Raw genomic sequence first — 23,038 nt, forward strand, 5'->3', positions numbered from 1 at the left:
CCCGCGGAACCAGGGGAGAACCCACATGCTGATCGCACAGCGTCCCTCCCTCCTCGAAGAGTCGATCGAGGAGACCAGGTCGCGGTTCGTCATCGAGCCGCTGGAGCCGGGCTTCGGCTACACCATCGGCAACTCGCTGCGGCGCACGCTGCTGTCCTCCATCCCGGGGGCGGCGGTCACGAGCATCCGCATCGAGGGCGTGCTGCACGAGTTCTCGACCGTGCCCGGGGTCAAGGAAGACGTCACCGACATCATCCTCAACCTCAAGGCGCTGGTCGTGTCGTCCGAGCACGACGAGCCCGTTGTGATGTACCTGCGCAAGCAGGGGCCCGGCGAGGTCACCGCCGCCGACATCGCGCCGCCCGCCGGTGTCGAGGTGCACAACCCCGACCTGCACATCGCCACGCTGAACGGCAAGGCGAAGCTGGAGATGGAGCTGACCGTCGAGCGCGGCCGAGGCTACGTCTCCGCCGCCCAGAACAAGCAGCCCGGCCAGGAGATCGGCCGCGTTCCCGTCGACTCGATCTACTCGCCGGTGCTCAAGGTCACCTACAAGGTCGAGGCCACCCGAGTCGAGCAGCGCACCGACTTCGACCGCCTCATCCTGGACGTCGAGACCAAGCCGTCGATGAAGCCCCGCGACGCGGTGGCCTCCGCCGGCAAGACGCTGGTCGAGCTGTTCGGCCTGGCCCGTGAGCTCAACGTCGAGGCCGAGGGCATCGACATCGGCCCGTCGCCGACGGACGCGGCGCTCGCCGCCGACCTCGCGCTGCCGATCGAGGAGCTGAACCTCACGGTCCGCTCCTACAACTGCCTCAAGCGCGAGGGCATCCACACGGTGGGCGAGCTCGTCGCGCGCAGCGAGCAGGACCTTCTGGACATCCGGAACTTCGGTGCCAAGTCCATCGAAGAGGTCAAGCAGAAGCTGCACGAGATGACGCTGGCCCTGAAGGACTCCCCGCCCGGGTTCGACCCGACGGCCGTCGCCGGCGGCGACTACGACGACGACGACGCCCGTTACGTCGAGACCGAGCAGTACTGATCTTCGGGGCGCCCGGCTTCACCGCTTCTCGCAGTTCCACGTCAACGGGAGCCCCGGAGCACCGACTCCGAGGCTCCCTGCCCGACTCCGGTACCTGACACGGCCGGAGCGGGTCATCCGAGAACGGGAGTCCTGGGGTTCCACCCCCAAGGCTCCCGGCCCGACCCCGGTACCTGACACGGCCGGAGCGGGTCATCCCAAAGGAGATAGACCATGCCCAAGCCTGCCAAGGGCGCACGTCTCGGCGGCAGCCCGGCTCACGAGCGGCTGATCCTGGCGAACCTCGCCACCCAGCTGTTCCAGCACGGCCGCATCCGCACCACCGAGACCAAGGCCAAGCGCCTCCGGCCGCTGGCCGAGCGTCTGATCACCAAGGCCAAGAAGGGCGACATCCACAACCGCCGCCAGGTCCTGACCGTGGTGAAGGACAAGGGCGTCGTGCACCACCTGTTCACCGAGATCGCTCCGACCTTCGCCGAGCGTCCCGGTGGCTACACCCGCATCACCAAGCTCGGCCCCCGCAAGGGCGACAACGCCCCCATGGCGCTGATCGAGCTGGTGAGCGAGCCGCTGAACGCCGCCAGGGTCACCACCCGTACGGCTCCCGCCGCCGCCGCTCCGGCCGCGCCCGCCGAGGAGATCGTCGAGCTTCCCGAGAACGACGTCCCCGCCGATTCCTCCTCGGAGGCCCCGGCCGACGCCGCGCCCGCGGACGAGACCCCCGCCGGCGAGAACGCGGCCGCGGACGAGAAGACCGAGTCCAAGAAGGACGAGGCCTGATCGGGCAGTGGTGATGCCGGGATCTTCCGTCCCGGCCGATGATCGATCGCGAAACGGGCCCAGCGCACTCGACCGGTGCGCTGGGCCCGCGTCGTTCACCGACCCGTCTGGAGAGCCTTCACCGTCCCGAGAGGAGGAACCGTGACCCCCGGAACCGCTGACGACGCCCGCGAGGCCGCGGCGACGTCTTCGCGCGCTTCCGTCGCGCCCGCGCCCGTCCCCGAGTCCGCGCCTGTTCCCGGGTCCGGCCTCGCGCCTGGGCCTGAGTGCGCGCCTGAGCCTGCGTGCGAGGCCGCGCCCCGGCGCGCGTGCGAGGCCGCGCCCGAGCCTGCGTCCGAGGCCGGGTTCGTGCCTGAGGCCGGGGCGGACGCGGGGGAGCCGACCGTCCGGCTGCGCCTCGACCTGAGCTACGAGGGCACGGACTTCTCGGGATGGGCCCGGCAGCCGGGGCTGCGCACCGTCCAGGGTGAGCTGGAGAAGGCCCTAGGCCGGATACTGCGCCTGGACCCGCCTCCCTCCCTGACCGTCGCCGGGCGTACGGACGCCGGCGTGCACGCCCGCGGACAGGTGACCCACGTCGACATCCCCGTCGCGTCGCTCAGGGCCACCGAGGGACGCCGGAGCGAGTCGGCGGCCCCCATGAGCATGGCTGAGCGGCTCTCTGCGCTCACGCGGCGCCTCGCGGGTGCCCTGCCCCTGGACGTACGGGTGAACGCCGTCACAGAGGCTCCTGAGGGCTTCGACGCCCGCTTCTCCGCGCTGTCCCGCAGGTACGCGTACCGGGTGTGCGACGCGCCTGGGGGCGTGGACCCCCTGCGCAGGAGCGAGGTCCTGTGGTACCCGCGCCCCCTGGACCTCGGCCGCATGAACGCGGCCGCCGCCCGGCTCGTCGGGGAGCACGACTTCGCCGCGTTCTGCAAGCGCCGTGACGGCGCCACGACCATCCGGGAGCTCCAGCGGCTGGAATGGGCGCGCGAGGAGGATGGGATGCTCGTCGCCACCGTGGTCGCCGACGCGTTCTGCCACTCGATGGTCCGCGCGCTCGTCGGCTCGCTGCTCGCCGTCGGCGAGGGCAACCGGCCGGTCGAGTGGCCGGGAACCGTCCTCGCCAACGCCGTGCGCGACTCCGGGGTCAACGTGGCCCCCGCCCTGGGCCTGTGCCTGGAAGAGGTGCGTTACCCCGCCCCCGAGGACCTGGCCGGACGCGCCCGGCGGACCCGGCGCGTCCGAACCCTCAGCCGCTGAGCCGCCACCCGGTACGTACGCCAAGGGGCGCATGGCACCGGCCGGGGAGCGCACTCCAGGTCGGACCTACTCCGGGTCGGACCCGCTTCACTCCGGCCGGGACCCCTCGGCTCCCGGCCAGGCCAATGCCGAGGGGCGGGTCGTCTGTCGGGTCGGAAGGATCAGCCCGTGACGCGCTTTTGTATGACCTGGGCGGTGTAGTCCCGGAAAGCGCCGCTGATGGGGCCGAGGTCCTTTTCCTGGGTCGTCGGGGTGTGGCCGTCGCTGTAGGTGGCGAAGCTGAAGACGATGTAGCGGCCCCACACGAGACCGGCCGCGTAACCGCCGGAGATGTCGGCCTTGTCCGCGCCGCTCCCCGCCGCCCCGGCCAGTCCCCGGAACCAGAGGGTCTTCGCCAGGTCCTTCTTCTTGTCCACCGCGACGGCGGCCTCCTTGGTCGGGAACACCGCGATGCCCGTGGTCACGGCGTACTGCCGTTTGCTGTCCACGTACGTCGCCCGCAGGATCCGGCTGCATCCGGCCTTCTTCAGCGCCTTGGCGTACGCGCCGACGGCGGCCTTATCCCACTGGGCGGTGATGTTCACCTTCGTCCGGACGAACGCGCGCCCGCCGACCGACACCTTCTGCCGGGCGAACGCCTCCTTCAGCGTCAGCTTCTTCGGGTCGGTCTTCTCCGAGTTGAGAACCGTCGTGACGGCCGGGGACGGCTCGGCCGAGGGCAGGTCCGTGGGCTCGGGGATCACGACGTCCACGGACGGGAGCGGGTCCGGCATCGCCGCCGGCGTGGCACCGCCTCGGTCGAAGGCCTGGAACCCGAAGACGGCCCCGGTGCCGATCGCGGCGACGGCCACGGCGGCCCCGGCGACCAGGAGGAGCCGCTTGCGCGAGGACGAGGCGGGCGGCGGGGAGCTCGTCCCCGCCGGAAGCTCCGGAATGGCGCCCGGGGGGACGAACGGCGGGCGTTCGACGACGGGACCGGACGACGGCCGGTCGGCACGGAAGCCGGTCGCGGACGAGCCCGCGCGGACGGACCGGGCCGGGACGATCTCCTTGCTCGGGGACGTGGCCGGGGAGGCGGCCGCGGGTGAGGACGCGGCGGCGGACCGCGTTCCCAGGCCGCCGTTCGGCGACGGTGATGCCGAGCCGGCCGGTGATCCCGCCGCACCGCCGGGCGCGGCTTCTGACCCGGGGACAGAGGGCGTGCCCAAGGTCTCCGGGGGCGTGCCCGCCGGGCGAGCCGGTGACCTGCGGGTGAGGGCGTCGCTGGTCACGGGGGCGGGGGGGAGCGGCGTACCAGGGGCAGGCGGCCCGGCCGTGAGACCACCTGAGCGGGACGGGCCCGTGCCCGGCCCTGTGGACGATCCTGCGGGGGACGTCGGCGAGCCCAGGGTCGGCGCGGCCGGGGACGGCCACGGGGGCAAGGACACCGGGGCCGGAGGAAGGGGTGTGCCCGGGCGGCGTCCCGGAGGAGCCGCGGGCTTCGGCGGGGGGCCGGCCTGGGAACGCGGGAGGGGCATGCCCTTCCGGCCCGTGGGAGGTTCGCCGCCGGAGGAGTCCCGCGCCGGGGGAGGCGGCGTCTCCGGAGACGGAACCGAGGCGGGTGCGGCGGGCCGCGGCGCGGGGATGGTGGGCGTGGGGGCCGGCATCGGCGGGGGAGACGGCGCGGGCACCGTGGGAGCCGGCACGGGGCCGGGGGACGGGATCGGGGGCGCGGGCTTCGGACCGGGGCCGTCGGGGCCGGGTGTCCGGGGGGCCGGCCCCTCGGGGCCGGCGGCTTCCGGGGCCGCGCTGGGCGCGTCCTGAGCGGGGGCGGGCGCGTCGGCGGGTGACGCGGGGCCGGTGGCCGGCGGTGTCCGCGGCGCGGTGACCGAACTCGGTGAGTCGAGCGGGTCGGGGGCAGACGTCAGCAGGTCTCCGTCGGGGGAGGCGGCGCCTCCCAACGGGACCGGCGAAAGGGACGGAGTCATACCGGCGGCACTCGTCCCTGGTGACGAAGTGGTGCCTCCGGCGTACGTGTCGCCGGCCGACGTAGCCGTACTCCCGAGGTCTGTGCCCCCGGGTGGCGGAGCGATGGCGTCGGCGAGTGCGTCCCCGGCCGGAGCGGTGCCGTCCGGGCCTGCGCCCCCGGGGAACGGGAAGGTGGCGGTCGGGTACTCCGGCTGTGTCCCCATGACGGGGACGGGCGTCCTCGGGACGCGGATCGTGGTCTCTCCGGGGAGGGACTGCGACCGGCCGGTGGCGGGGATGGTGCTCTCGCCCACCAGGCCGCCGCCTTCCGATCCCGCCGCCGGTTCCGCGGAACGCTCGCCCTGGCCGGGGGAGGGTGTCAAGGGCCAGACGGGAACGTCGCCCGGCTCGCCAGGACGTACGGGCCCCGTCCGCTCGGCGGGCGACGCACCGGGGAGACCTGACACGGCGGACGCCCCAGAAGGGGCCGAGTCAGCAGGGGCCGAGGCGGAGGGGCCCGAGCCGAAAGAGTCCGAGCCGAAAGAGTCCGAGCCGGAAGAGTCCGAGCCGGAAGGGGCCGCGTCGGAAGGGGCCGCGTCGGCAAGGGCCGGGTCGAGAGGTGCGCCACGCGTGTCCCGCGCCGGGGGCGGAGTCCCTGGCGGCGTCCATGGCGCGTCCTGCGGCACGGCCCCGGTACCGGTCCAGGGGACGTCCTGTGGGGAGGATCCTGGCCCGGCCCACGCGCCCGGCGATGCCGGAGGCGCCTCGGCGGGCAGCACGACCGGAGCGGCCCACATGGGCACCTCGCCCGCGTGCGGGTGTGTCGAACCGGCGGGGCCGTGTGCGGGAGCGGGCGAGCCACCAGGGAGCCCCGAGGTAGAGGTGTGCCGGCTCGTCGGGTCGGGCGGAGCGGCGGGGGTGCCTGGAAGGGCGGTCGCGGAGGTCTGCCAGGTCGCCGGGTCGGGCGGGCCGACGGGGGCGTTCGGGGAAGCGGGCGCGCTACTCGGGACGCCTGAGGCAGAGGTCTGCCGGCTCGTCGGGTCGCCGAGCGCCTTCGGGTCGCCTGGGAGCGGCGAGGTGGATGTCCGCCAGGCGGACGGGTCCGGCGAACCGGTGGGGGGGTGTGTTGAGTTGCTGGAAAGGCCGGAAATAGCCGAAATGGCCGGGGTGTCGGGGAGTCCTGGAGTAGCCGAGCCGCCCGAAGCGGAGATCTGCCGGTTCGTGGGGCTCGACGAACCGGCGCCTCCTGGCCAGGGTTCCATCACCGGCTCGCCGCGTCGTGCGTCCGATGCCGCTGCGTTGGTCGAGAGCGCAGGGGAGGCCGGGGTGGTCGGGGGCGCGGGCCGGTCGGTGTGTGCGGAGGGCCACGGTGGTGTGTGGGGAGTGCGGGACGACGGGGTGGCCTGGGCCGGTTGACCGAACCAGTCGTACTCGCTGGGGAAGCGCTCGTCGGCGGGCCAAGGCTGGGCGTCGCCGCGGCCCCACGACGCCGGCCTGCCCCACGACTCCGGAACGCTGGAGGCGGCCGTACCGCCTCGGGTCGCCGGGCCGGTCGAAGCCGCCGGGGTCTCCGGGACACCAGGGCCGGCAGGAGCCGCCGGGGCCGCCGAAGTCCCTGGTCCGCTCGGAGGTGGGAATGATGAGAGCCGCGGGGCTGCCGGGGCCGGACTGGCCTGGGGGTGGTCAGGAGGGAGCAGATGAGGGGGCGCCGGAGGGCTTGGGGTGTGTTCGGGCACGGGCACGGCGGGGAAGGCCTGGCCGAAGCTGGGGGGTGGCATTGCCGGAGCCCCCGAACTCTCGGTCTCTCGCTCGTGCTCGGATCCGGAATCCTGGCCACGCATACGCGGAAGCGTATCCACAGTCGGAGATCGGCATACCGTTATGGGCGTTTCCGGGTCTAGCTCACAACCACTATGTGCGCTTATGGGTGCTTTTGAGGGGAATTCGGGGTCAGTTGGTTCGGGCTCCGGTAAGCGCCCGGGTGTCCAACGCCGCGAAAACGGTCGCCTCGGTGATGTCCAGGGCCGCCCGGTTGAGACGCTTCATCTCTGCCTTCGACGGCTTGTGCCCGTCCTTGTACTGGAACCACAGCATGACGAGGTAGTGCCCCTGGGGCCACGCGGTCGCGAAGGACTCCCCGGGGCCGCCGAGCAGCTTGGTCGCGGTGTCCTTGCCCGGCAGCGGCGTGACGTAGTCGGCCAGGTCGTTGCCCGAACCCGACTTCGCGGCCTTCTTCGACGCCGCGGCGTTCTTCAGGTTCGCGATCCCCACCGTGCCGATGAGGTTGCCCGGCTTGTCCCGGAAGCTGGCGCGCAGGAACTGGGTGCAGCCCGCGGCCGTCAGCGACTTCTGGATCCCCGTCCCGTGCACGGCGTCCTTGCACTTCTTGTCGGCCCGCCGCACCGTCATGACGTACGACCGGCCGTGCGCGCTCACCGTCTTGTGGCCGAACAGCTCGTTGAGCGTGAGCGGCTGCGGGTCGGTCTTGCGGGAGGCCGCGAAGCCGTACTTGTCGGTGCCGGCCCCGACGATGGGCGCCTGTGCGGTCGGGCCCGTGGCCGGGGTGGCCGCCGGCGGCGCGGGGTCGTCCAGGTTGTTCAGGAACATGATGCCTCCGACCACCGCGGCGATCAGGAGGACGACGCCGCCCGCGACGAACAGCGGACCCTTGGACCGGCCTGCGGCGGGATCGGGCTCGCTCCTGCGCGTCTCCTTCGGCGGACGGGAGGACTTCCCCCCGTTCTCGGTCGCCTTGTCGTCGCCCGTGTGTCCGAAGGCTCCGCCCGCCTGCCGGGAGAACGCCTCGAACGAACGCTCCTCGGCGCGGGGCGCCTCGGGCGCGCCCCCTTGGGGCCGCGACGGCTCGAAGGGATTTCCGGACGTGCGGCCGGTCTCGAACGGGTCCGCCTCGGCGCGCGGCGGCTCGAAGGGGCGGCCGGGGGCGCGGGGCGGCTCGAAGGGGCTGCCGCCCGGCTGGTCGGCGAAGGGACGCGAGGCGGGCCGACGCGTCTCGAACGGGTTGCGCGCCTCCTGCGGCCGGGGTTGCTCGAACGGGCGCGACTCGGGCTTCTCGAAGGCGCGCTCGAAGGGTTGGCCGAAGGGCTGCCCGGCAGCCGGATCGGACGGGCGGCTGAAAGGGCTCGCGCCCTCGGGGTCCTGGAAGACGCCTCCGCGTCCCCGGGGCGACTCGAAGGCACTGCCCCCGCCGACCCCCCCGAACGCGGATCCGGACCCGGGCCCATATACAGAGCCGCCGCCTCCTGCCCCGGGCTCACCGAAGCCGGTGCCGTTGGTCGTACCGGGTTCCCCGAAGCGGTCAGAGGCGAGCGGGTCGACGCCGAAGCCGGAGCCGGGCGCGGAGGGGTTCGCCGGGGCGCCGCCGTAGCCCGTGCCGCCCGGGGAACCGGAACCCGCGCCGAAGTTGGTCCCGGACGGGGGCGTCGGATCGCCGCCGAAGCTCGCGCCGGGCAGGGACGACGAGGTCCCGCCGAAGTCAGGGGCGCCGGAGGACGACGGGGCCGCGCCGAAGGCCGATGTGCCGACGGACGACGGACCCGCTCCGAAAGGGGAGGTGCCGGGCAGGCCGCCGAGTCCGCCTAGGCCGGGATCCGTGCGCAGGGCCGGGTCGTCGCCGGGCCCGCGACCGGCGGGACCCAGGCTCAGTCCGGGGTCGGTCCTGGGCTCGGAGTTCGCGCCGTACCTGGACGCAGGATCCGCGCCGTACGTGGTCCCCGCGCCGTACGCGGACGTCGGATCCGTGCCGGGAACGGAGCCGCCGGAAGGGCTCGGCTCGCCGGAGTCGCCGGGGACGAGGGGGCCGAACAGGGGGTCGCCCGCCGGGACGCCCTGGGCGCGTCGGCGGCGTTCCTCCATGCGCGACAGCGGGCGTCGCGCGGCCTCGCGCTCCTCCTCCGGCGGAAGGGATGGCCACGACGCCGACTCTCTGCCCGGCTCGTCCGTTTGCTCCTCCGGCCTGGGCGAACCGGTCGGCGCGGGCGGCTCGTACGGGCGGTAAGGCTGGCGGCGTGGTGGCTGGTCCCCGGGGTAACCCATGCGCCGAGACTAGCCCGGCGGCGCGACATAACAGGTCAGGAATAGCCGAAGTCCTGGGTCCACCAGATGTCGCCCGAGCCGTAGGCGACTCCGACGCCCACGGTCTTGATCTGGCAGTTCAGGATGTTGCGGCGGTGTCCGCTGTTGGCCATCCAGCTGCGCACGGTCTCCTCCGCGGACGCGTAGCCGCGGGCGATGTTCTCGGCGGCGCTGTTGCTGTAGCCGGCGCGGGCCATGCGGTCCCAGGGGCTGGCGCCGTCGGGCGAAGTGTGGCCGAAGTAGCCGCGCTCGGCCATGTCCCGGCTGTGGGCGCGGGCGGCACGGGCCAGGCGCGGGTCGAGCCGCAGCGGTGCGCATCCCTTGCGCGTGCGCTCCTCGTTGGTGAGCGCGACGGCGGCCGCTTCGAGCTGGGAGACGGGCAGGGCGTCGTCGGGGGGCGCGGCCCGGCCGTCGCCGCTGGCGGTGCCCACATTGGCGTCGCCGCCGGGGATCTGGGAGCCGCTGCCGTCGATGGCGTCGCGGCTCTTGGTGGCCGTGGGGGTCGGGCGGGTGCGCGGCTCGCCGGTGGCACGCGGCGCGCTCGGGCGGGCGACTCGGCCGAGGGGCGGCATGCGCGTGGTGGCGACCTCGGGGGCGACGAGGATGTGGCCGGGGGTTGCCGTGGGCACGCCGGTCTGCAGGTAGACCTCGTCCAGGGCGGCCTTGGGAGGGTCGAGACGGGAGACGACGATGCCGGCGAGCAGGGCGGCGGTCAGGCATGCCAAAAGACCCACGTGGGTCCGCCTAGGGGGGAACCTCTGGGGTGATCTGGGGGTGAGGCGCTGACACATGCCGCTGCCAAATATAGGGAGGTCGGCTCATGTTACAGAAGAGACGTCGGGGACGGGTTTTTGTTCCGGAAAGGTGTCCGAATCTCGGTTCCAGGACAGGTTTCCGGACCGCGGGGCGGGGTTGCGCGCCGGAATCCGGGTTTCCCGTGCCCGTGTCCCCCGGGTGCACGTGGCGCTGACCAGTAGACTGTGCGGCGCGGACCCGGTGTGACACCGCTGCGTCGGTGCTCTCGTTTTGACCCGCGCTCGTCGCTACCGGTAGTCTGCTAGTTCGTTGTGTGTGGATCGGTCTGTCGTGACCGATGCGCGGCGCGTCCGGCGTCATCTCCCTGTTCGCGGAGACGGAAGGTCTGGGCCATGTCGTGCGCCCGCCCATGACCTACTCCAGAGATGCCCACCCGACAGAAGGCTTACCACCGTGCGCACGTTCACCCCTAAGGCCACCGACGTACAGCGTCAGTGGTACGTCATCGACGCCACCGACGTCGTGCTGGGTCGGCTGGCTGCCCAGGTCGCGACGCTGCTCCGCGGTAAGCACAAGCCGATCTTCGCGCCGCACGTCGACACCGGTGACTTCGTCATCATCATCAACGCCGACAAGGTGGCCCTGACCGGCAACAAGCTGGAGCAGAAGAAGGCGTACCGCCACTCCGGCTACCCGGGCGGTCTGCGCTCGGTGTCCTACAGCGAGCTGCTGGAGAAGCGGCCGGACCGCGCCGTCGAGAAGGCCGTGAAGGGCATGCTTCCGAAGAACTCCCTCGGCCGGAAGATGGCCAAGAAGCTCAAGGTGTACGCCGGCAACGAGCACCCGCACCAGGCGCAGCAGCCGGTCCCTTACGAGCTCACCCAGATCGCCCAGTAGTCGCACACCGTTGGCCGACGGCTGACGCCAAGATCGAAAGTTAGAGGAGAACCGTGGCCGAGCCCACCGGTGTCGAAACGCCCTACGAAGGCGAGCCGGACTTTGCGGACCCCTCCAGCGAGGAGTTCCCGTCCGAGTACACCAGCGAGTCCGCTCCCAGCAGCGACGTCGCCGCGCGTAAGCCCATCACGACGGGCAACTCGTACGGCACCGGCCGTCGCAAGGAGGCGATCGCCCGGGTGCGCATCATGCCGGGCACCGGCAAGTGGACCATCGAGGGTCGCTCGCTGGACAACTACTTCCCCAACAAGGTCCACCAGCAGATCGTCAAGGAGCCCTTCGTGGTCCTCGGCGCCGAAGACCAGTTCGACGTCTTCGTGCGCATCGACGGTGGCGGCGTGACCGGTCAGGCCGGCGCCGTACGCATGGGCCTCGCCCGCGCGCTCACCGCGCTGGACGTCGAGGTCAACCGCGCGCCACTGAAGAAGGCCGGCTTCCTCACCCGTGACGCGCGGGAGACGGAGCGGAAGAAGGCCGGTCTCAAGAAGGCCCGTAAGGCTCCTCAGTACAGCAAGCGTTGACGGGCCGGCTGTTCGGCACCGACGGAGTCCGTGGGGTCGCGGGCCGCGACCTCACGGCGGAGCTCGCCATGGACCTGTCGGTCGCGGCGGCTCATGTCCTCGGCGACGCCGGAGCATTCGAGTCGAGCGTCGGGCGGCGTGGCCGCCCGGTCGCCGTCGTGGGCCGGGACCCTCGCGCTTCGGGGGAGTTCCTCGAAGCCGCGGTGGTGGCCGGCCTCGCGTCGTCCGGTGTGGACGTGCTGCGCCTCGGCGTGCTGCCCACCCCGGCCGTCGCCTACCTCACTTCGGCCCTCGGGGCCGATCTCGGGGTCATGCTGTCCGCCTCGCACAACCCGGCGCCGGACAACGGCATCAAGTTCTTCGCCCGTGGCGGCTTCAAGCTTCCGGACGCGGTCGAGAACGACATCGAGCGGCGCCTCGGTGAGAAGTGGAACCGCCCGGTGGGCGCCGCCGTCGGCCGCGTGCGCGACGCGTACGGCGAGGCCGACCGGTACGTCTCGCACGTCCTGACGACGGTCGACGGCCGCCTTGAGGGCCTGCGGCTGGTGGTCGACTGTGCGCACGGCGCGGCGCACATGGTGGCTCCTGAGGCGCTGCTGCGCGCGGGCGCGACCGTGGAGACCATCGGCACCTCGCCGGACGGTCTCAACATCAACGAGGGCGTCGGGTCCACGCACCTGGACGCGCTGCGCGAGGCCGTCATCGAGCGCGGCGCCGACGCGGGCATCGCCTACGACGGCGACGCCGACCGCTGCCTGGCCGTGACCGCCACGGGCGAGCTGGTGGACGGCGACCAGATCATGGCGATCCTGGCGCTGGCCATGCACGATGCGGGCACCCTGGCGAAGGACACGGTCGTCGCCACGATCATGTCCAACCTCGGCTTCAAGATCGCCCTGCGGAAGGCCGGGCTGACCATGGTGGAGACCGCGGTCGGCGACCGGTACGTCCTGGAGGCGATGAAGACCGGCGGGTACAACTTCGGCGGCGAGCAGTCGGGCCACGTCGTGATGCTCGACCACGCCACCACCGGGGACGGCCTGCTGACCTCGCTTCACCTGCTCGCGGAGGTCTCCAGGTCGGGCCGGTCGCTGGAGGAGCTGGCGTCGGTCATGACACGGCTGCCTCAGGTGCTGGTCAACGTCCGGGACGTCGCCAAGGCCAAGGCCGCGACCTCCGAGGAGCTCGCCTCCGCGGTCGCCGAGGCCGAGAGCGCGCTCGGGGACACCGGCCGGGTGGTCATCCGGCCGAGCGGCACCGAGCCGATGGTCCGGGTGATGGTCGAGGCCGAGTCGCAGGACGAGGCCGAGCTCATCGCCGGAAAGCTGGCCGAGGTCGTCCGCGCCACCTGCGCCTGATCCGAGGCGTCACGCGCGACAGCAGTGCCCGAAAGGCGGGGTCCTCCTGGTGAGGGCCCCGCCTTTCGGCTTCCAGGACTCGCGCGGGCTCAGGCGTGGGCGCGCAGGGCCTCGGCCAGCCACTCGAACGCCGGGACGCCGCTCGGAAACGGCGGCCGGTCGTTGAGGACGCCCGTCAGCTCCCAGAACCGCTCCACCCGCCGGTCGGTGAACGTCTCCACCTGGCCGGCCAGGCGGCGGCGCTCCTCGGCGGGGGTGCCCGCCGGGACGATCCTGTCGAGAACCTCCCGGCCCTCGGGCGAGCCGGGCGCGATGCCCGCCGCCACCGCGGCACCCGCGTGTTCCAAGATCGGCTGCGGGTCGTACGGCCGCTTCTCGGCCTCCTGGGCGCCGGTGACCGCCATCTGGCGCACGCGCCGCCGGAAGGCGGGGTCGGCGACCAGCTCCGCCAGCTCGTCCCAGGCCCGCGCCTTGTCGGCGTCGAGCTCGTCGGGGGCGTCGGCGGGCAGCTGCCGCATGCCCTCGGCGATGCGCGCGCCGGTCGCGCCGGGGCCGACACCGGCGAACGCCTCGCTCACGAACGCGTCGATGATCTGCTGCCGCTCTCGCGCGGACGGCCGATCCGCCATGATGGTCATCTCCTCATATGTCAGGCGTGGTGGCGGCACCAGATGGCGTGCCTTCGAGGAGCAACCTTCCAGCCTCCAGCAGGTGGAGACTCAAGCCGGTCAACGCGACGGGCCCCGCGCGCCCACCCGCCGGAGGTGCGACGGCGCGCGGTGGCGTTGTCATCTAGGGTGATTGTTCGTGGTCCACAGGTACAGGCTCCAGATGATCGCCGTCGCCTCGTTCCTCGCGGGAGCGTTCTTCACCTGGATCCTCGCCTCGACGGGCACCGACGGTTACTTCTTCCGCTCCCTGCTGTACCCCTGGATGTACGCCGTCGTGCTGATCGGTGGGCTCGTCCTCGGCGTGACCGTGTCGGTCAAGAGCGCCGTGGCGACGCTGGTGCCGTTCGCGGTGCCACAGCCCCTCACGGCCCTGTGGCAGGGCGTCGGCCCACGACCCGAGACCGGCGGGGGCCTGTGGGTCGTGGGCTTCGTCTCCTCGACGGTCCTGCTGGTCTTCGCGGTGGGCTGCATCGCCATCGGCGTCTGCGTCCGCCTGATGTTCCGCCGCTGACAACACGGCCGCCGAGGAAGCGGCGTCACTCCTCGCCGGTGAGGGAGATGGAGCGGAGGCGCTGGCCTGCCCACACCACCGAGCCGATCGTGACGATCAGTACGGCGGGGACGGCGAAACCCATGCCGACGGAGGACTTGAAGAAGTTCGACGTGACGAACTGCGCGGCGAAGGTCTGCGCCCACTGCTGGATCGACAGGTTGCCCGCGCCGGGCACGTACTGGCCGACCAGGCCCTCCCACACCACGGCGTAGATGATGCCGACCGTCACCGCGTGCCGGGTGACGACGCCGAGGAACAGGAAGACCCCGGCGTACGCGATGCCGCCGACCAGTGCGCCGAGCCCGAAGCCGGTGGCGATGCCCGCCTCGTTGCCGAGGACGATGTAGGCGGCGATGTACGTCGGGACGGCCGCGAACAGCACGAGCAGCGAGGCGGCCACGGCGAACTTGGTGACGGCGATCGACGGGCGGGAGATCGGCTTGGACAGCAGGTGGATGATCGTGCCGTCGTCGATCTCGGGCGCGATCGTGCCCGTGCCCGCGATCAGGCCGAGCAGTGGCAGCATCATGCCGATCGCGTAGATCTGCATGAGCTTGATCGTGGCGTTCTCGTCCGTGCTGCCGATGGCGCGCAGCAGCACCGCGAGGCCGATGAGCAGAAGGGGCAGCAGGATCAGCAGCAGCACCCTGCGCCGCCCCAGCACGGCCCGGTAGGTGATTCCGGCGACGACGGAGTTCAACGGGAGCTCCCGGAGATCAGGTAGGAGAAGACGCTTTCGAGGTCCTCGTCGGCGGGGGACACCTGCCAGACGGAGACGCCCGCGTCGCGGGCGAGCCTCGGGAGCAGCCAGGTGAACCTGCGGAAGTCCACCGCCTGGACCTCCAGGCCGGCCTCGCCCAGGGAGACCGCGCCCGAGGACGCGTCCGCGATCAGCGCGGAGGCCAGGCGCCGGTCGTCGCTGGAGCGGACGCGGAACAGGTGGGGCCGGTCGGTCATGCGCCGGCGGATCTCGCGGAAGTCGCCCGAGGCGGCGTGGCGGCCGGCCACGAGCACCTCGATCTGCTGGGCGACCCGCTCGACCTCCTCCAGGATGTGGGAGCTGAACAGGATGGTGCGCCCGGCGGCGCCGAGCTCCCTGACCAGGTCCATCAAATGGAGGCGCTGGCGCGGGTCCATGCCGTTGAACGGCTCGTCCAGCAGCAGCACCTGCGGGTCGTGGACGAGCGCGGCGGCGACCTTGACCCGCTGGCGCATGCCCTTGGAGTAGGTCTCGACGCGCCGGTCCTTCGCGCCCTCCATGTCGACCAGCGCCAGCGCCTTGGAGGCGGCGTCCTCGGGGGACGACAGGCGGTGCAGGCGGGCGCTGGACAGCACGAACTGCCAGCCGGTCAGGAAGCCGTACACGGCCTCGCGCTCGGGCACCAGGCCGATGGAGCGGTAGATCTGGTGGTTGCGCCAGATCTGCCGGCCGTCGAGGGTGGCGGTGCCGGTGGAAGGGGCGAGGAACCCGGCCATCATGTGCAGCAGCGTCGACTTGCCTGCGCCGTTCGGGCCGAGCAGGCCGGTGACGCCGGGCCCGACGGTCATCGTGACGTCGTTGACGGCGACCACGTTGCCGTACCAGCGGGAGACCTGGGCGAGTTCGATGTTCACGATGAGGCCGCCTTGCGGTAGCGGAGGGCCAGGGCGGTCACGCTCAGGGCGATCACCACCAGGATGGCGGCCAGGGCGACGGGGCCGCCCACGCCTTCGGGGTACCCGCCGTCGTTGTTCGGAGAGGTGCCGAACAGCCACACCTGCACGGCGTCGACCAGGAAGAACGGGTTGATGAGCCACGCCCAGGCGGCCGCGCTGTCACGGCTCACCGACATCAGCACGCCCACCAGCACGCCGGAGATGGCGGAGGTCAGCAGGTAGACCGCGATGACGGCCGCGACGCCCAGCCCGCGCCGGGGGGTGAACGAGGCGATCGCGACCCCGACGGAGGCCAGCAGCACCGCGAAGATCACGCCGGTGGCCAGCGCCGCGAAGTACTCCTTGGTCTGCGGGGGCCCGTCCAGATCCACAAGCAGCTCGCCGGCGTACAGGACGGTCAGCGGCACGGCGATGAGCAGGAACATCGCCAGGGCCATCGCCGCGAGCTTGGCGGCGATGTAGTCGGCGGTCGTCACCGGCCGTGACAGGTACAGCGGCAGCACCCGGAACCGCAGGTCGGGGGCCACGAGGTAGGGCGACTGGGCCGCCAGGAACACCGCGAGCACGGCCTGCATGATCAGCGCGTAGGACGGATAGGCCACCCCGCGCTGCTTGACCACGGCCATGAGCGCGATGGACACCACCGCGGGCAGCATCATGGTGCCGCCGATCAGGAACGGCATGATCTTGGCCCGGGCGGTGCGGCCGAGGCCGAAGACGCCGCGGAGGCTCTGGATGGTGAGCGCCACGAGCGCGGCGCCCCGGCCGAGACGCGGGCCCTCGTAGTGGCGGTAGCCGATGTCGTGGATGACGCCGGTGGGCGCCGCGGGGGACGCCTGTGCGGCCGCGGTCGCGGGGGACGGCTCAGACATTGGCGACCTCCTCCCTGAAGACGTCCTCGATGCGGTGGCGGCCCTGCTCCAGCCGGACCAGGCACAGGTCCAGGTCGACCACGGCGTCGCGGACGACGTCGAACGCCGCCGGGGAGTCCGTCTCGACGATCAGCAGGCGGCCGTGCGCGGTCACCGTCTGCCCGAGGGCGGTCAGCCGGTCGGCCAGGGCCTGCCGGCCCTCCTCGACCTCGACGGTGATCGTCCGGGTCGCCTGCGTGAACTCGCCGATGGCCGAAGAGCGCAGCAGGCGGCCCCCGTCGATGACGATGACGTGGTCGCAGACGCGTTCGAGCTCGCCCAGCAGGTGGGAGGTGACGACCACGCTGATGCCGAACTCGGTGCCGATGCGCCGGATCAGCGCGAGCATGTCGTCGCGACCCTGCGGGTCCAGCCCGTTGGTGGGCTCGTCGAGGAAGACGAGCTTGGGGTCGTGGACGAGCGCCTGGGCCAGCTTCACCCGCTGGCGCATGCCGGTCGAGTACCCGCCGATGGGGCGGTAGCGCTCCTCGTACAGCCCGACGTGGCGCAGGGTGTCGGCGGCGCGCTCGCGGGCGGCGCTGCGCGGCAGGCCGGACATCTGCGCCATGTGGACGGTGAACTCGGTCGCGGACACGTCCGGCGGGAGGCAGTCGTGCTCGGGCATGTAGCCCACGGACCTGCGGATGTCGAGGGCCCGCGTGGCGGGGTCGAGGCCGAGCACCGTGGCGGTGCCCTCGGTGGGCGGCAGCAGCCCCAGCAGGATCTTGATGAGCGTCGACTTCCCCGCGCCGTTCGCGCCGACCAGGCCGGTCACGCCAGGCCCCGCGCTGACGGTGAGGCGGTCGAGCGCCGTCACCCGGGGGAAGCGTTTGGTGAGTCCCTCGGTGGCGAGGATGGTCATGACCGGACACTATCCAACGTCCGTCCGGTGGTTCCTCCGTCACAGGGAGGAACTCCTCCTCATCCGCGCGGTGGGCGGCGTGATCCGCAGGCCGTACCTGGACCAGAAGAACCTCTGGACGAGGAGCGTGGCCGTGCCCGCGATGACCATCCCGGTGATGTTGACCGCGAGCTGCGCCACGGAGCCCGCGACGTCGCCCCACCGGCCGAGGGCGACGGCCACGGCGGCGTACCCGGCGGCCGGGACGGTGGTGACCGAGATGAAGACGCCGACCAGCGCCGAGGACTTGCCCGCCGTCACCGACAGCACCCCGGCGGCCCCGGCGAGCAGTGCCACGATGAAGGACCATTTGTCGGGCTTGACGATGAAGTCGACCTCTTCGTGGCCGGCCAGGCTGCCGGGCCCGATCCAGCCCAGGCCGCGCGAGACCAGCGCGCAGGCGCACGTGACCGCGATGGCCACCGTGAACCCGACCGCCAGGGTGCGCAGGGCCGACGTGACCAGGCGAGGGTGCCCGCGCAGGATGCCGAAGCAGATCGCCGCCACCGCCCCGAACTCCGGGCCGAGGACCATCGCGCCGACGATGAGGATGATCGACGGCAGCAGCACGCCGATGGCCGCGATCTGCGTGGCGATGGCGAGGAACGCGAGGTACGCCCAGGTGATCCGGGAGTCGGAGGACACCTGCCGGGAGAGTTCCTCCCAGACCACCGCGTCCTCGGGCGCGCCGGGGGCCTCGGCCTCGGCCTCCTCGGCGACGCGCGAGAGGGAGAAGTCCACCCGTTCCACCGCGATCGAGCCGTCGTCGGCCATGCCGAGTTCCTTCAGGTGGCCCAGCAGCTCGCTGGCGGCCTCGCGGGCGACGTCGAACAGCACCACGTCGCCCTTCGGCCGGTGGCCCGCGCCCGGCAGGACGACGACGTTGGTGACGCCGGCCGCGTCGTTGAGCAGGTCCAGCACGGCGGAGCTGCGCTCGGCCGGGCAGATGACGCGTAAGTGCAGCACCGGCAAAGCGTACGCACGGCGCGGCCCCGCGCACGCGACGACTCCCCGGGACGCGTTTCGCGGGGCCGGGCGGCTTCGTACGGCCTGGTGTGGTCGGTGCGGTCAGGTGGCGCCGCGTGGCTTGGTACGGCTACGTGCGGCGCAGGCGGATGCGGCGGACGGAGTGGTCGGAGCCCTTCAGCAGGACGAGGCCCGCGCGGCCACGGGTGGGGGCGATGTTCTCCACCAGGTTCAGCTCGTTGACGTCCCGCCAGACGTTCCTGGCGAACCGGGTCGCCTCCTCCTCCGACATGTCGGCGATGTAGGAGAAGTACGACTTCGGGTCGGCGAAGGCCGTGCGGCGCAGCTTGTGGAAGCGGTCGACGTACCAGGTGCGGATGTCCTCGACCTTGGCGTCCACGTAGATCGAGAAGTCGAAGTAGTCGTTCACCGCCAGCGCCGCGGGGGGAGCCGGTTGCAGCACGTTCAGCCCCTCCACGATGAGGATGTCCGGCCGCCGCACGGTCTGCACCGCGCCGGGCACGATGTCGTACTCCAGGTGGCTGTAAACGGGCGCGCGGACCTCCGGGACCCCGGCCTTCACCTCGGCGACGAAGCGGACCAGCGCCCGCCGGTCGTAGCTCTCGGGGAAGCCCTTGCGGTGGGGGATGCCGCGCTCCTCCAGCACCTTGTTCGGGTACAGGAAGGAGTCGGTCGTGATCAGCTCGACCCGGGAGTGCTCGGGCCAGCGGGCCAGCAGCGTGTGCAGCAGCCGCGCCGTGGTCGACTTGCCGACCGCGACGCTGCCCGCGATGCCGAGGATGTACGGCGGCGGCGCGTGGTCGTCGCCGAGGAAGGTGTTCACCGCCGCGCTGCGCTGCCGCGCCCCGGTGAAGTGCAGGTTGAGCAGCCGGGTCAGCGGCAGGTAGATGTCGGTGACCTCGGCGAGGTCGATCGGGTCGTCGACGCCGCGAAGCTCTTCCAGCTCCTCGGCCGTCAAGGTGAGAGGCGTGTTCAGGCGTAGGTCCCGCCACTGCTCGCGGCTCAGCTCGACGTACGGCGTGGGTGCCTCCATGGCCGCAAACTCTACTGAGGGCCTTGGGCCCGGCCGCTCGGGGGCCTCGGCGCGGCGGGCGCGGCCTTTCCCGGGGGAGAAGAGGGGGAGCGGATCTTCGGGATGATCACACAGGGGTGCCGGTCTAGGGGTAGGGGTGGGGCGATACCGGGGGGCCCTGCAAGGAGACCCGAGCTGCTGAAGTGGGGCAAGATTGGACCGTGACGCAATGGCCGCCACCTGCCGCTCCGGTGCGCCCGAGCGTCGGGACCCCCGCCTTCGCGCGGGTGCCGCACGAAGTCCCTGAGCCTGTCAGGGCAGGACGGCACGCCTCGCCACCCCTACGGCGCCCGCCGGCGCCGGGGAGGGCGGGCCGGTGATCGTCGGCATCGGCGTCGACATCGTCGAGATCGCCCGCCTGGACACCGCGTTGGAACGTACCCCCAAGCTACGCGAGCGCCTGTTCACCGAGGTCGAGATCGGGTTGCCCATCGCCTCCCTCGCCGCGCGGTTCGCGGCCAAGGAGGCCGCGGCCAAGGCGCTCGGCGCGCCGCCCGGCCTCGCCCACCGCGACGCCGAGATCACGACGGCCGCCCTCGGCAGGCCCGTGCTCCGGCTCACCGGGCGGGTCAGCGACCTCGCCCGCGAGCTGGGCGTGCGCCGGTGGCACGTGTCCCTGAGCCACGACGGCGGTTTCGCGATCGCGTACGTGATCGCCGAGGGTTGACGGGAGCGCTCCGGCGGGTGGCCTTCGCCTCGATGATCGGGGAGGGCTAGATTCGGTGGAATGCTGACCGCGTACACCTCCGACGAGATCAGGGCGGCCGAGCGCGAGCTGATGAGCCGCCTGCCCGAGGGCACGCTCATGCGCCGCGCCGCCACCGGGCTCGCCGCCACCTGCGCCGGCCTGCTGCCCGCCGTGTACGGCTCGCGCGTCGTGCTGCTCGTCGGCGCCGGCGACAACGGCGGCGACGCCCTGTACGCCGGGGCGTACCTGGCCCGCAGGGGCGCGCGGGTGCACGCCGTGCTCGCCGGGCGGTCGGCGCACGAGGGCGGCCTCGCCGAGCTGCGGCGCGCGGGCGGCAGAACGCTCGACCTGCGCGGGGCCGACGCCCACGCCGATCCGGCGCTCGCCCGGCTGATCGACCGTGCCGATGTGATCCTGGACGGCCTGGTGGGCATCGGCGGCGCCGGCGCGCTGCGTGAGCCGTACGTCACGCTGGCCCGGCTCAGCGCCCATGCCCCCGGCATCGTCGTCGCGGTGGACGTGCCGAGCGGGGTGGACGCGAGCACCGGCGAGGTCGAGGGCGAGGCGGTGCGCGCGCACGTCACCGTGACCTTCGGGGCCGTGAAGGCCGGCCTGCTGATCGACCCGGGCGCGAGCCACGTCGGCCTGCTGAGCCCGGTGGACATCGGTCTCGGCCCCTGGCTGCCGGAACCGGGCGTGACCGCGCTCACCGGCCCCGACGTCGCCGACCGGCTGCCGAAGCCCGAACCCGAGTCCAACAAGTACCGGCGCGGGGTGGTCGGCGTCGTCGCGGGCAGCGACCGCTTCACCGGCGCGGCCGTGCTCACCGTCGGCGGCGCCGTGCGGGCGGGCGCCGGGCTGGTGCGCTTCGCGAGCGCCGCCGAGCCCGTCCGGTACGTCAGGGCCAGGTGGCCGGAGGCGATCACCACGATCCTCGCCCCGGGCGAGGGGGTGAGCGAGGTCGGGCGGGTGCAGGCGTGGGTGCTCGGGCCCGGCATGGGCACCGACGACGACGCCCACGCGCTGGCCAGGTCGGTCCTTCGGAGCGACGTGCCGGTGCTCGTCGACGCCGACGGGCTCACGCTGGCCGCTCGCGACCCCTCGCTCCTGCGGCGCGACGCCCCCACGCTCCTCACTCCCCACGCCGGCGAGCTCGGCCGCCTGCTCGACGTGCCGTCCGGCGAGATCGAGGCCCGCAGGCTCCACTACGCGCGGCGCGCGGCCGAGGAGCTCGGCGTGACGGTTCTGCTCAAGGGGTCGACTACCCTGGTCGCCGAGGAGGGCCGGCCCGTCCGCGTGAACCTCACGGGCACTCCGTGGCTCGCCACCGGCGGCACGGGGGACGTGCTCGCCGGCATCGCCGGAGCCTTCCTCGCCGGGGGGTTGAGTTGCTATGACGCGGCTTCGTGCGCGGCCTATGTGCACGGCCTGGCCGCCCGGGCCGCCGCGGGCGATCCGCGCACGGGCGAGGCGCCCATCGCGGCGCTGGACGTCGCGCTGGAACTTCCCGGCGCGCTCCGCGCCCTCACGGCGGGCGCCTGACAGGTTTACCCGGCCTGGCCAGGGCACGGGTCCGGTCGCCGGCGGCACACTGCGAAATGAGAGGGTGAGCTCCCATTACAGCTAGCGAGGGGACCGGCGACTTCACCCAGCGGGGGAACCGCCTTCCCGAGACGGTACCCGTGCCCGGAACGGGCAGGGCCTGGCCGCCGCCGACCTCGGCCGAGGGAAGCGGGCAGCCGCTCTCTCCGGAGAGCGGAGCGGTCACGCGCGGTTCCCTCGTCACTCCTGCCGAGGCCCGCGTCGACCTGACGGCGATCAGGCACAACGTGGCCGTCCTGCGCGAGCACTCCCGCGCCTCCGAGATGATGGTCGCCGTCAAGGCCGACGGCTACGGCCACGGCCTCGTGCCCTGCGCGCGCGCCGCCCTGGAGGGCGGGGCCACCCGCCTCGGCACCGCCTACGTCCGGGAGGCCCTGGAACTGCGCGCGGCCGGCGTGACGGCGCCCGTCCTGTCCTGGATCCTCACCCCGGGCGAGCCGCTGGACGAGGCGCTCACGGCCGGCGTCGAGCTGTCGGCCGGGGCGCCCTGGCTGGTCGGGGACATCTCCGCCGCCGCCCGGCGCACCGGCCGCGTGGCGCGCGTCCACCTCAAGATCGACACCGGCATCACGCGGGGCGGCGCGACCGCCCGCGAGTGGGCCGCGCTGCTCGACACCGCGCTGGCCGCCCAGGCCGAGGGCGTCATCGAGATCGTCGGCCTGTGGTCCCACTTCGCCTGCGCCGACATCCCCGGGCACCCCTCGATCGCCCGCCAGATCGCCGAGTTCGACGACGCGGTGAGCCTCGCCGAGAAGGCGGGGATCACCGGGTCGCACGTCCTGCGCCACCTCGCCAACTCGGCCGCCACGGTCTCGCTGCCCGGGACCCACTACGACATGGTGCGCCCCGGCATCGCGGTGTACGGCCTCAGCCCCATCCCGGAGCTCGGCGACTTCGGCCTGCGCCCGGCGATGACGCTCACCGCCCGCGTCGCCCTGGCCAAGCGCGTGCCGCCCGGCACGGGAGTCTCGTACGGCCACCTCTACACGACCGAGCGCGAGACCACCGTCGCCCTGGTTCCCCTCGGGTACGCCGACGGCGTGCTGCGCGGCGCCACCAACCGCGCCGAGGTGCTCGCGGCCGGGCGCCGCCGCCGGGTCGCGGGACGGGTCTGCATGGACCAGTTCATGATCGACGTCGGGGACGATCCGATCGCCGAAGGAGACGAGGTCGTGCTGTTCGGATCGGGTGCGGACGGCGAGCCGACCGCACAGGAATGGGCGGATTCCCTAGGCACGATCACTCATGAGATCGTGACCAGGATTGGTTCACGCGTGCCGCGCGTTTACCGCTAAGAGG

The 23,038-nt window shown here is 72.7% G+C and carries 21 protein-coding genes; 11 read left to right on the forward strand and 10 right to left on the reverse strand.

The window, feature by feature from the left end; all coding sequences use genetic code 11:
* Positions 1–25: 25 nt before the first annotated feature.
* From DQ384_RS32765 to truA, 3 genes are all read left to right on the forward strand, one after another.
* Entirely contained in the window at positions 26–1,042 is a 1,017-nt protein-coding gene (locus tag DQ384_RS32765) for a DNA-directed RNA polymerase subunit alpha (protein ID WP_114032755.1), read from the forward strand.
* 213 nt (positions 1,043–1,255) lie between these two features.
* Positions 1,256–1,822 carry a 50S ribosomal protein L17 gene (gene rplQ / locus DQ384_RS32770; RefSeq protein ID WP_114032756.1) on the forward strand — a complete coding sequence of 189 codons (567 nt, stop codon included), beginning with the start codon at positions 1,256–1,258 and terminating at the stop codon, positions 1,820–1,822.
* Positions 1,823–2,170: 348 nt separating this feature from the next.
* Positions 2,171–3,067, forward strand: coding sequence for a tRNA pseudouridine(38-40) synthase TruA (gene truA, locus DQ384_RS32775; protein WP_114032757.1), 897 nt, complete (start codon positions 2,171–2,173; stop codon positions 3,065–3,067).
* A gap of 161 nt (positions 3,068–3,228) precedes the next feature.
* On the opposite strand, the gene DQ384_RS32780 is transcribed toward truA, so the two are convergent.
* Complete coding sequence (locus DQ384_RS32780) at positions 3,229–4,338, reverse strand: hypothetical protein (protein ID WP_147268973.1); 1,110 nt, start codon at positions 4,336–4,338, stop codon at positions 3,229–3,231.
* Positions 4,339–4,381: 43 nt separating this feature from the next.
* On the opposite strand from DQ384_RS32780, the gene DQ384_RS40605 reads away from it, so the two are divergent.
* The gene (locus tag DQ384_RS40605) at positions 4,382–4,870 is read left to right on the forward strand and encodes a hypothetical protein (RefSeq protein WP_147268974.1); all 489 of its coding nucleotides are present in this window, start codon (positions 4,382–4,384) and stop codon (positions 4,868–4,870) included.
* 2,094 nt (positions 4,871–6,964) lie between these two features.
* Here DQ384_RS40605 and DQ384_RS32790 read toward each other — a convergent pair.
* The gene (locus DQ384_RS32790; protein ID WP_147268975.1) at positions 6,965–9,067 is read right to left on the reverse strand and encodes a hypothetical protein; all 2,103 of its coding nucleotides are present in this window, start codon (positions 9,065–9,067) and stop codon (positions 6,965–6,967) included.
* A 35-nt stretch (positions 9,068–9,102) separates the two neighbouring features.
* A complete protein-coding gene (locus DQ384_RS32795) occupies positions 9,103–9,840 on the reverse strand; it encodes a CAP domain-containing protein (RefSeq protein WP_181871549.1) in 738 nt (245 codons plus the stop codon).
* Positions 9,841–10,315: 475 nt separating this feature from the next.
* Between DQ384_RS32795 and rplM the strand changes: the two genes are divergently transcribed.
* Genes rplM through glmM form a run of 3 tightly spaced genes read left to right on the forward strand, consistent with a single transcriptional unit; the run spans position 10,316 to position 12,698 of the window.
* Complete coding sequence (rplM, locus tag DQ384_RS32800) at positions 10,316–10,759, forward strand: 50S ribosomal protein L13 (protein WP_114032762.1); 444 nt, start codon at positions 10,316–10,318, stop codon at positions 10,757–10,759.
* A gap of 53 nt (positions 10,760–10,812) precedes the next feature.
* On the forward strand, positions 10,813–11,340 hold the full coding sequence (rpsI, locus tag DQ384_RS32805; protein ID WP_114032763.1) for a 30S ribosomal protein S9: 528 nt from the start codon (positions 10,813–10,815) through the stop codon (positions 11,338–11,340).
* Positions 11,337–12,698: a phosphoglucosamine mutase gene (gene glmM / locus DQ384_RS32810; protein WP_114032764.1), complete on the forward strand. Its 1,362-nt coding sequence runs from the start codon at positions 11,337–11,339 to the stop codon at positions 12,696–12,698. Before rpsI ends, glmM begins: the two co-directional genes overlap by 4 nt.
* Before the next feature lie 89 nt (positions 12,699–12,787).
* Here the strand turns inward: glmM and DQ384_RS32815 are convergent, their stop codons facing one another.
* Entirely contained in the window at positions 12,788–13,327 is a 540-nt protein-coding gene (locus DQ384_RS32815; protein WP_147268976.1) for a hypothetical protein, read from the reverse strand.
* A gap of 178 nt (positions 13,328–13,505) precedes the next feature.
* On the opposite strand from DQ384_RS32815, the gene DQ384_RS32820 reads away from it, so the two are divergent.
* The gene (locus DQ384_RS32820; protein ID WP_114032766.1) at positions 13,506–13,880 is read left to right on the forward strand and encodes a hypothetical protein; all 375 of its coding nucleotides are present in this window, start codon (positions 13,506–13,508) and stop codon (positions 13,878–13,880) included.
* A gap of 25 nt (positions 13,881–13,905) precedes the next feature.
* Here the strand turns inward: DQ384_RS32820 and DQ384_RS32825 are convergent, their stop codons facing one another.
* The 6 genes from DQ384_RS32825 to coaA all read right to left on the reverse strand — a co-directional run bounded on the left by DQ384_RS32825 (position 13,906) and on the right by coaA (position 19,410).
* Positions 13,906–14,622: an ABC transporter permease gene (locus DQ384_RS32825; RefSeq protein ID WP_114032767.1), complete on the reverse strand. Its 717-nt coding sequence runs from the start codon at positions 14,620–14,622 to the stop codon at positions 13,906–13,908.
* Entirely contained in the window at positions 14,619–15,536 is a 918-nt protein-coding gene (locus DQ384_RS32830; protein ID WP_220183260.1) for an ABC transporter ATP-binding protein, read from the reverse strand. The genes DQ384_RS32825 and DQ384_RS32830 overlap by 4 nt, the downstream gene beginning before the upstream one ends.
* Positions 15,533–16,450, reverse strand: coding sequence for an ABC transporter permease subunit (locus tag DQ384_RS32835; RefSeq protein ID WP_114032768.1), 918 nt, complete (start codon positions 16,448–16,450; stop codon positions 15,533–15,535). Before DQ384_RS32835 ends, DQ384_RS32830 begins: the two co-directional genes overlap by 4 nt.
* A complete protein-coding gene (locus tag DQ384_RS32840; RefSeq protein ID WP_114032769.1) occupies positions 16,443–17,351 on the reverse strand; it encodes an ABC transporter ATP-binding protein in 909 nt (302 codons plus the stop codon). Before DQ384_RS32840 ends, DQ384_RS32835 begins: the two co-directional genes overlap by 8 nt.
* A gap of 39 nt (positions 17,352–17,390) precedes the next feature.
* Complete coding sequence (locus tag DQ384_RS32845; protein ID WP_114032842.1) at positions 17,391–18,356, reverse strand: DUF389 domain-containing protein; 966 nt, start codon at positions 18,354–18,356, stop codon at positions 17,391–17,393.
* 130 nt (positions 18,357–18,486) lie between these two features.
* Positions 18,487–19,410, reverse strand: coding sequence for a type I pantothenate kinase (coaA, locus tag DQ384_RS32850; protein ID WP_114032770.1), 924 nt, complete (start codon positions 19,408–19,410; stop codon positions 18,487–18,489).
* Positions 19,411–19,765: 355 nt separating this feature from the next.
* Between coaA and DQ384_RS32855 the strand changes: the two genes are divergently transcribed.
* From DQ384_RS32855 to alr, 3 genes are all read left to right on the forward strand, one after another.
* Entirely contained in the window at positions 19,766–20,116 is a 351-nt protein-coding gene (locus tag DQ384_RS32855; RefSeq protein WP_114032771.1) for a holo-ACP synthase, read from the forward strand.
* A 60-nt stretch (positions 20,117–20,176) separates the two neighbouring features.
* The gene (locus DQ384_RS32860; protein WP_114032772.1) at positions 20,177–21,679 is read left to right on the forward strand and encodes an NAD(P)H-hydrate dehydratase; all 1,503 of its coding nucleotides are present in this window, start codon (positions 20,177–20,179) and stop codon (positions 21,677–21,679) included.
* Positions 21,680–21,819: 140 nt separating this feature from the next.
* Entirely contained in the window at positions 21,820–23,034 is a 1,215-nt protein-coding gene (gene alr / locus DQ384_RS32865) for an alanine racemase (protein WP_114032773.1), read from the forward strand.
* Positions 23,035–23,038: the final 4 nt, after the last annotated feature.

It is taken from the genome of Sphaerisporangium album (assembly GCF_003323745.1).
GTDB classification, from domain to species: Bacteria; Actinomycetota; Actinomycetes; order Streptosporangiales; family Streptosporangiaceae; genus Sphaerisporangium; species Sphaerisporangium album.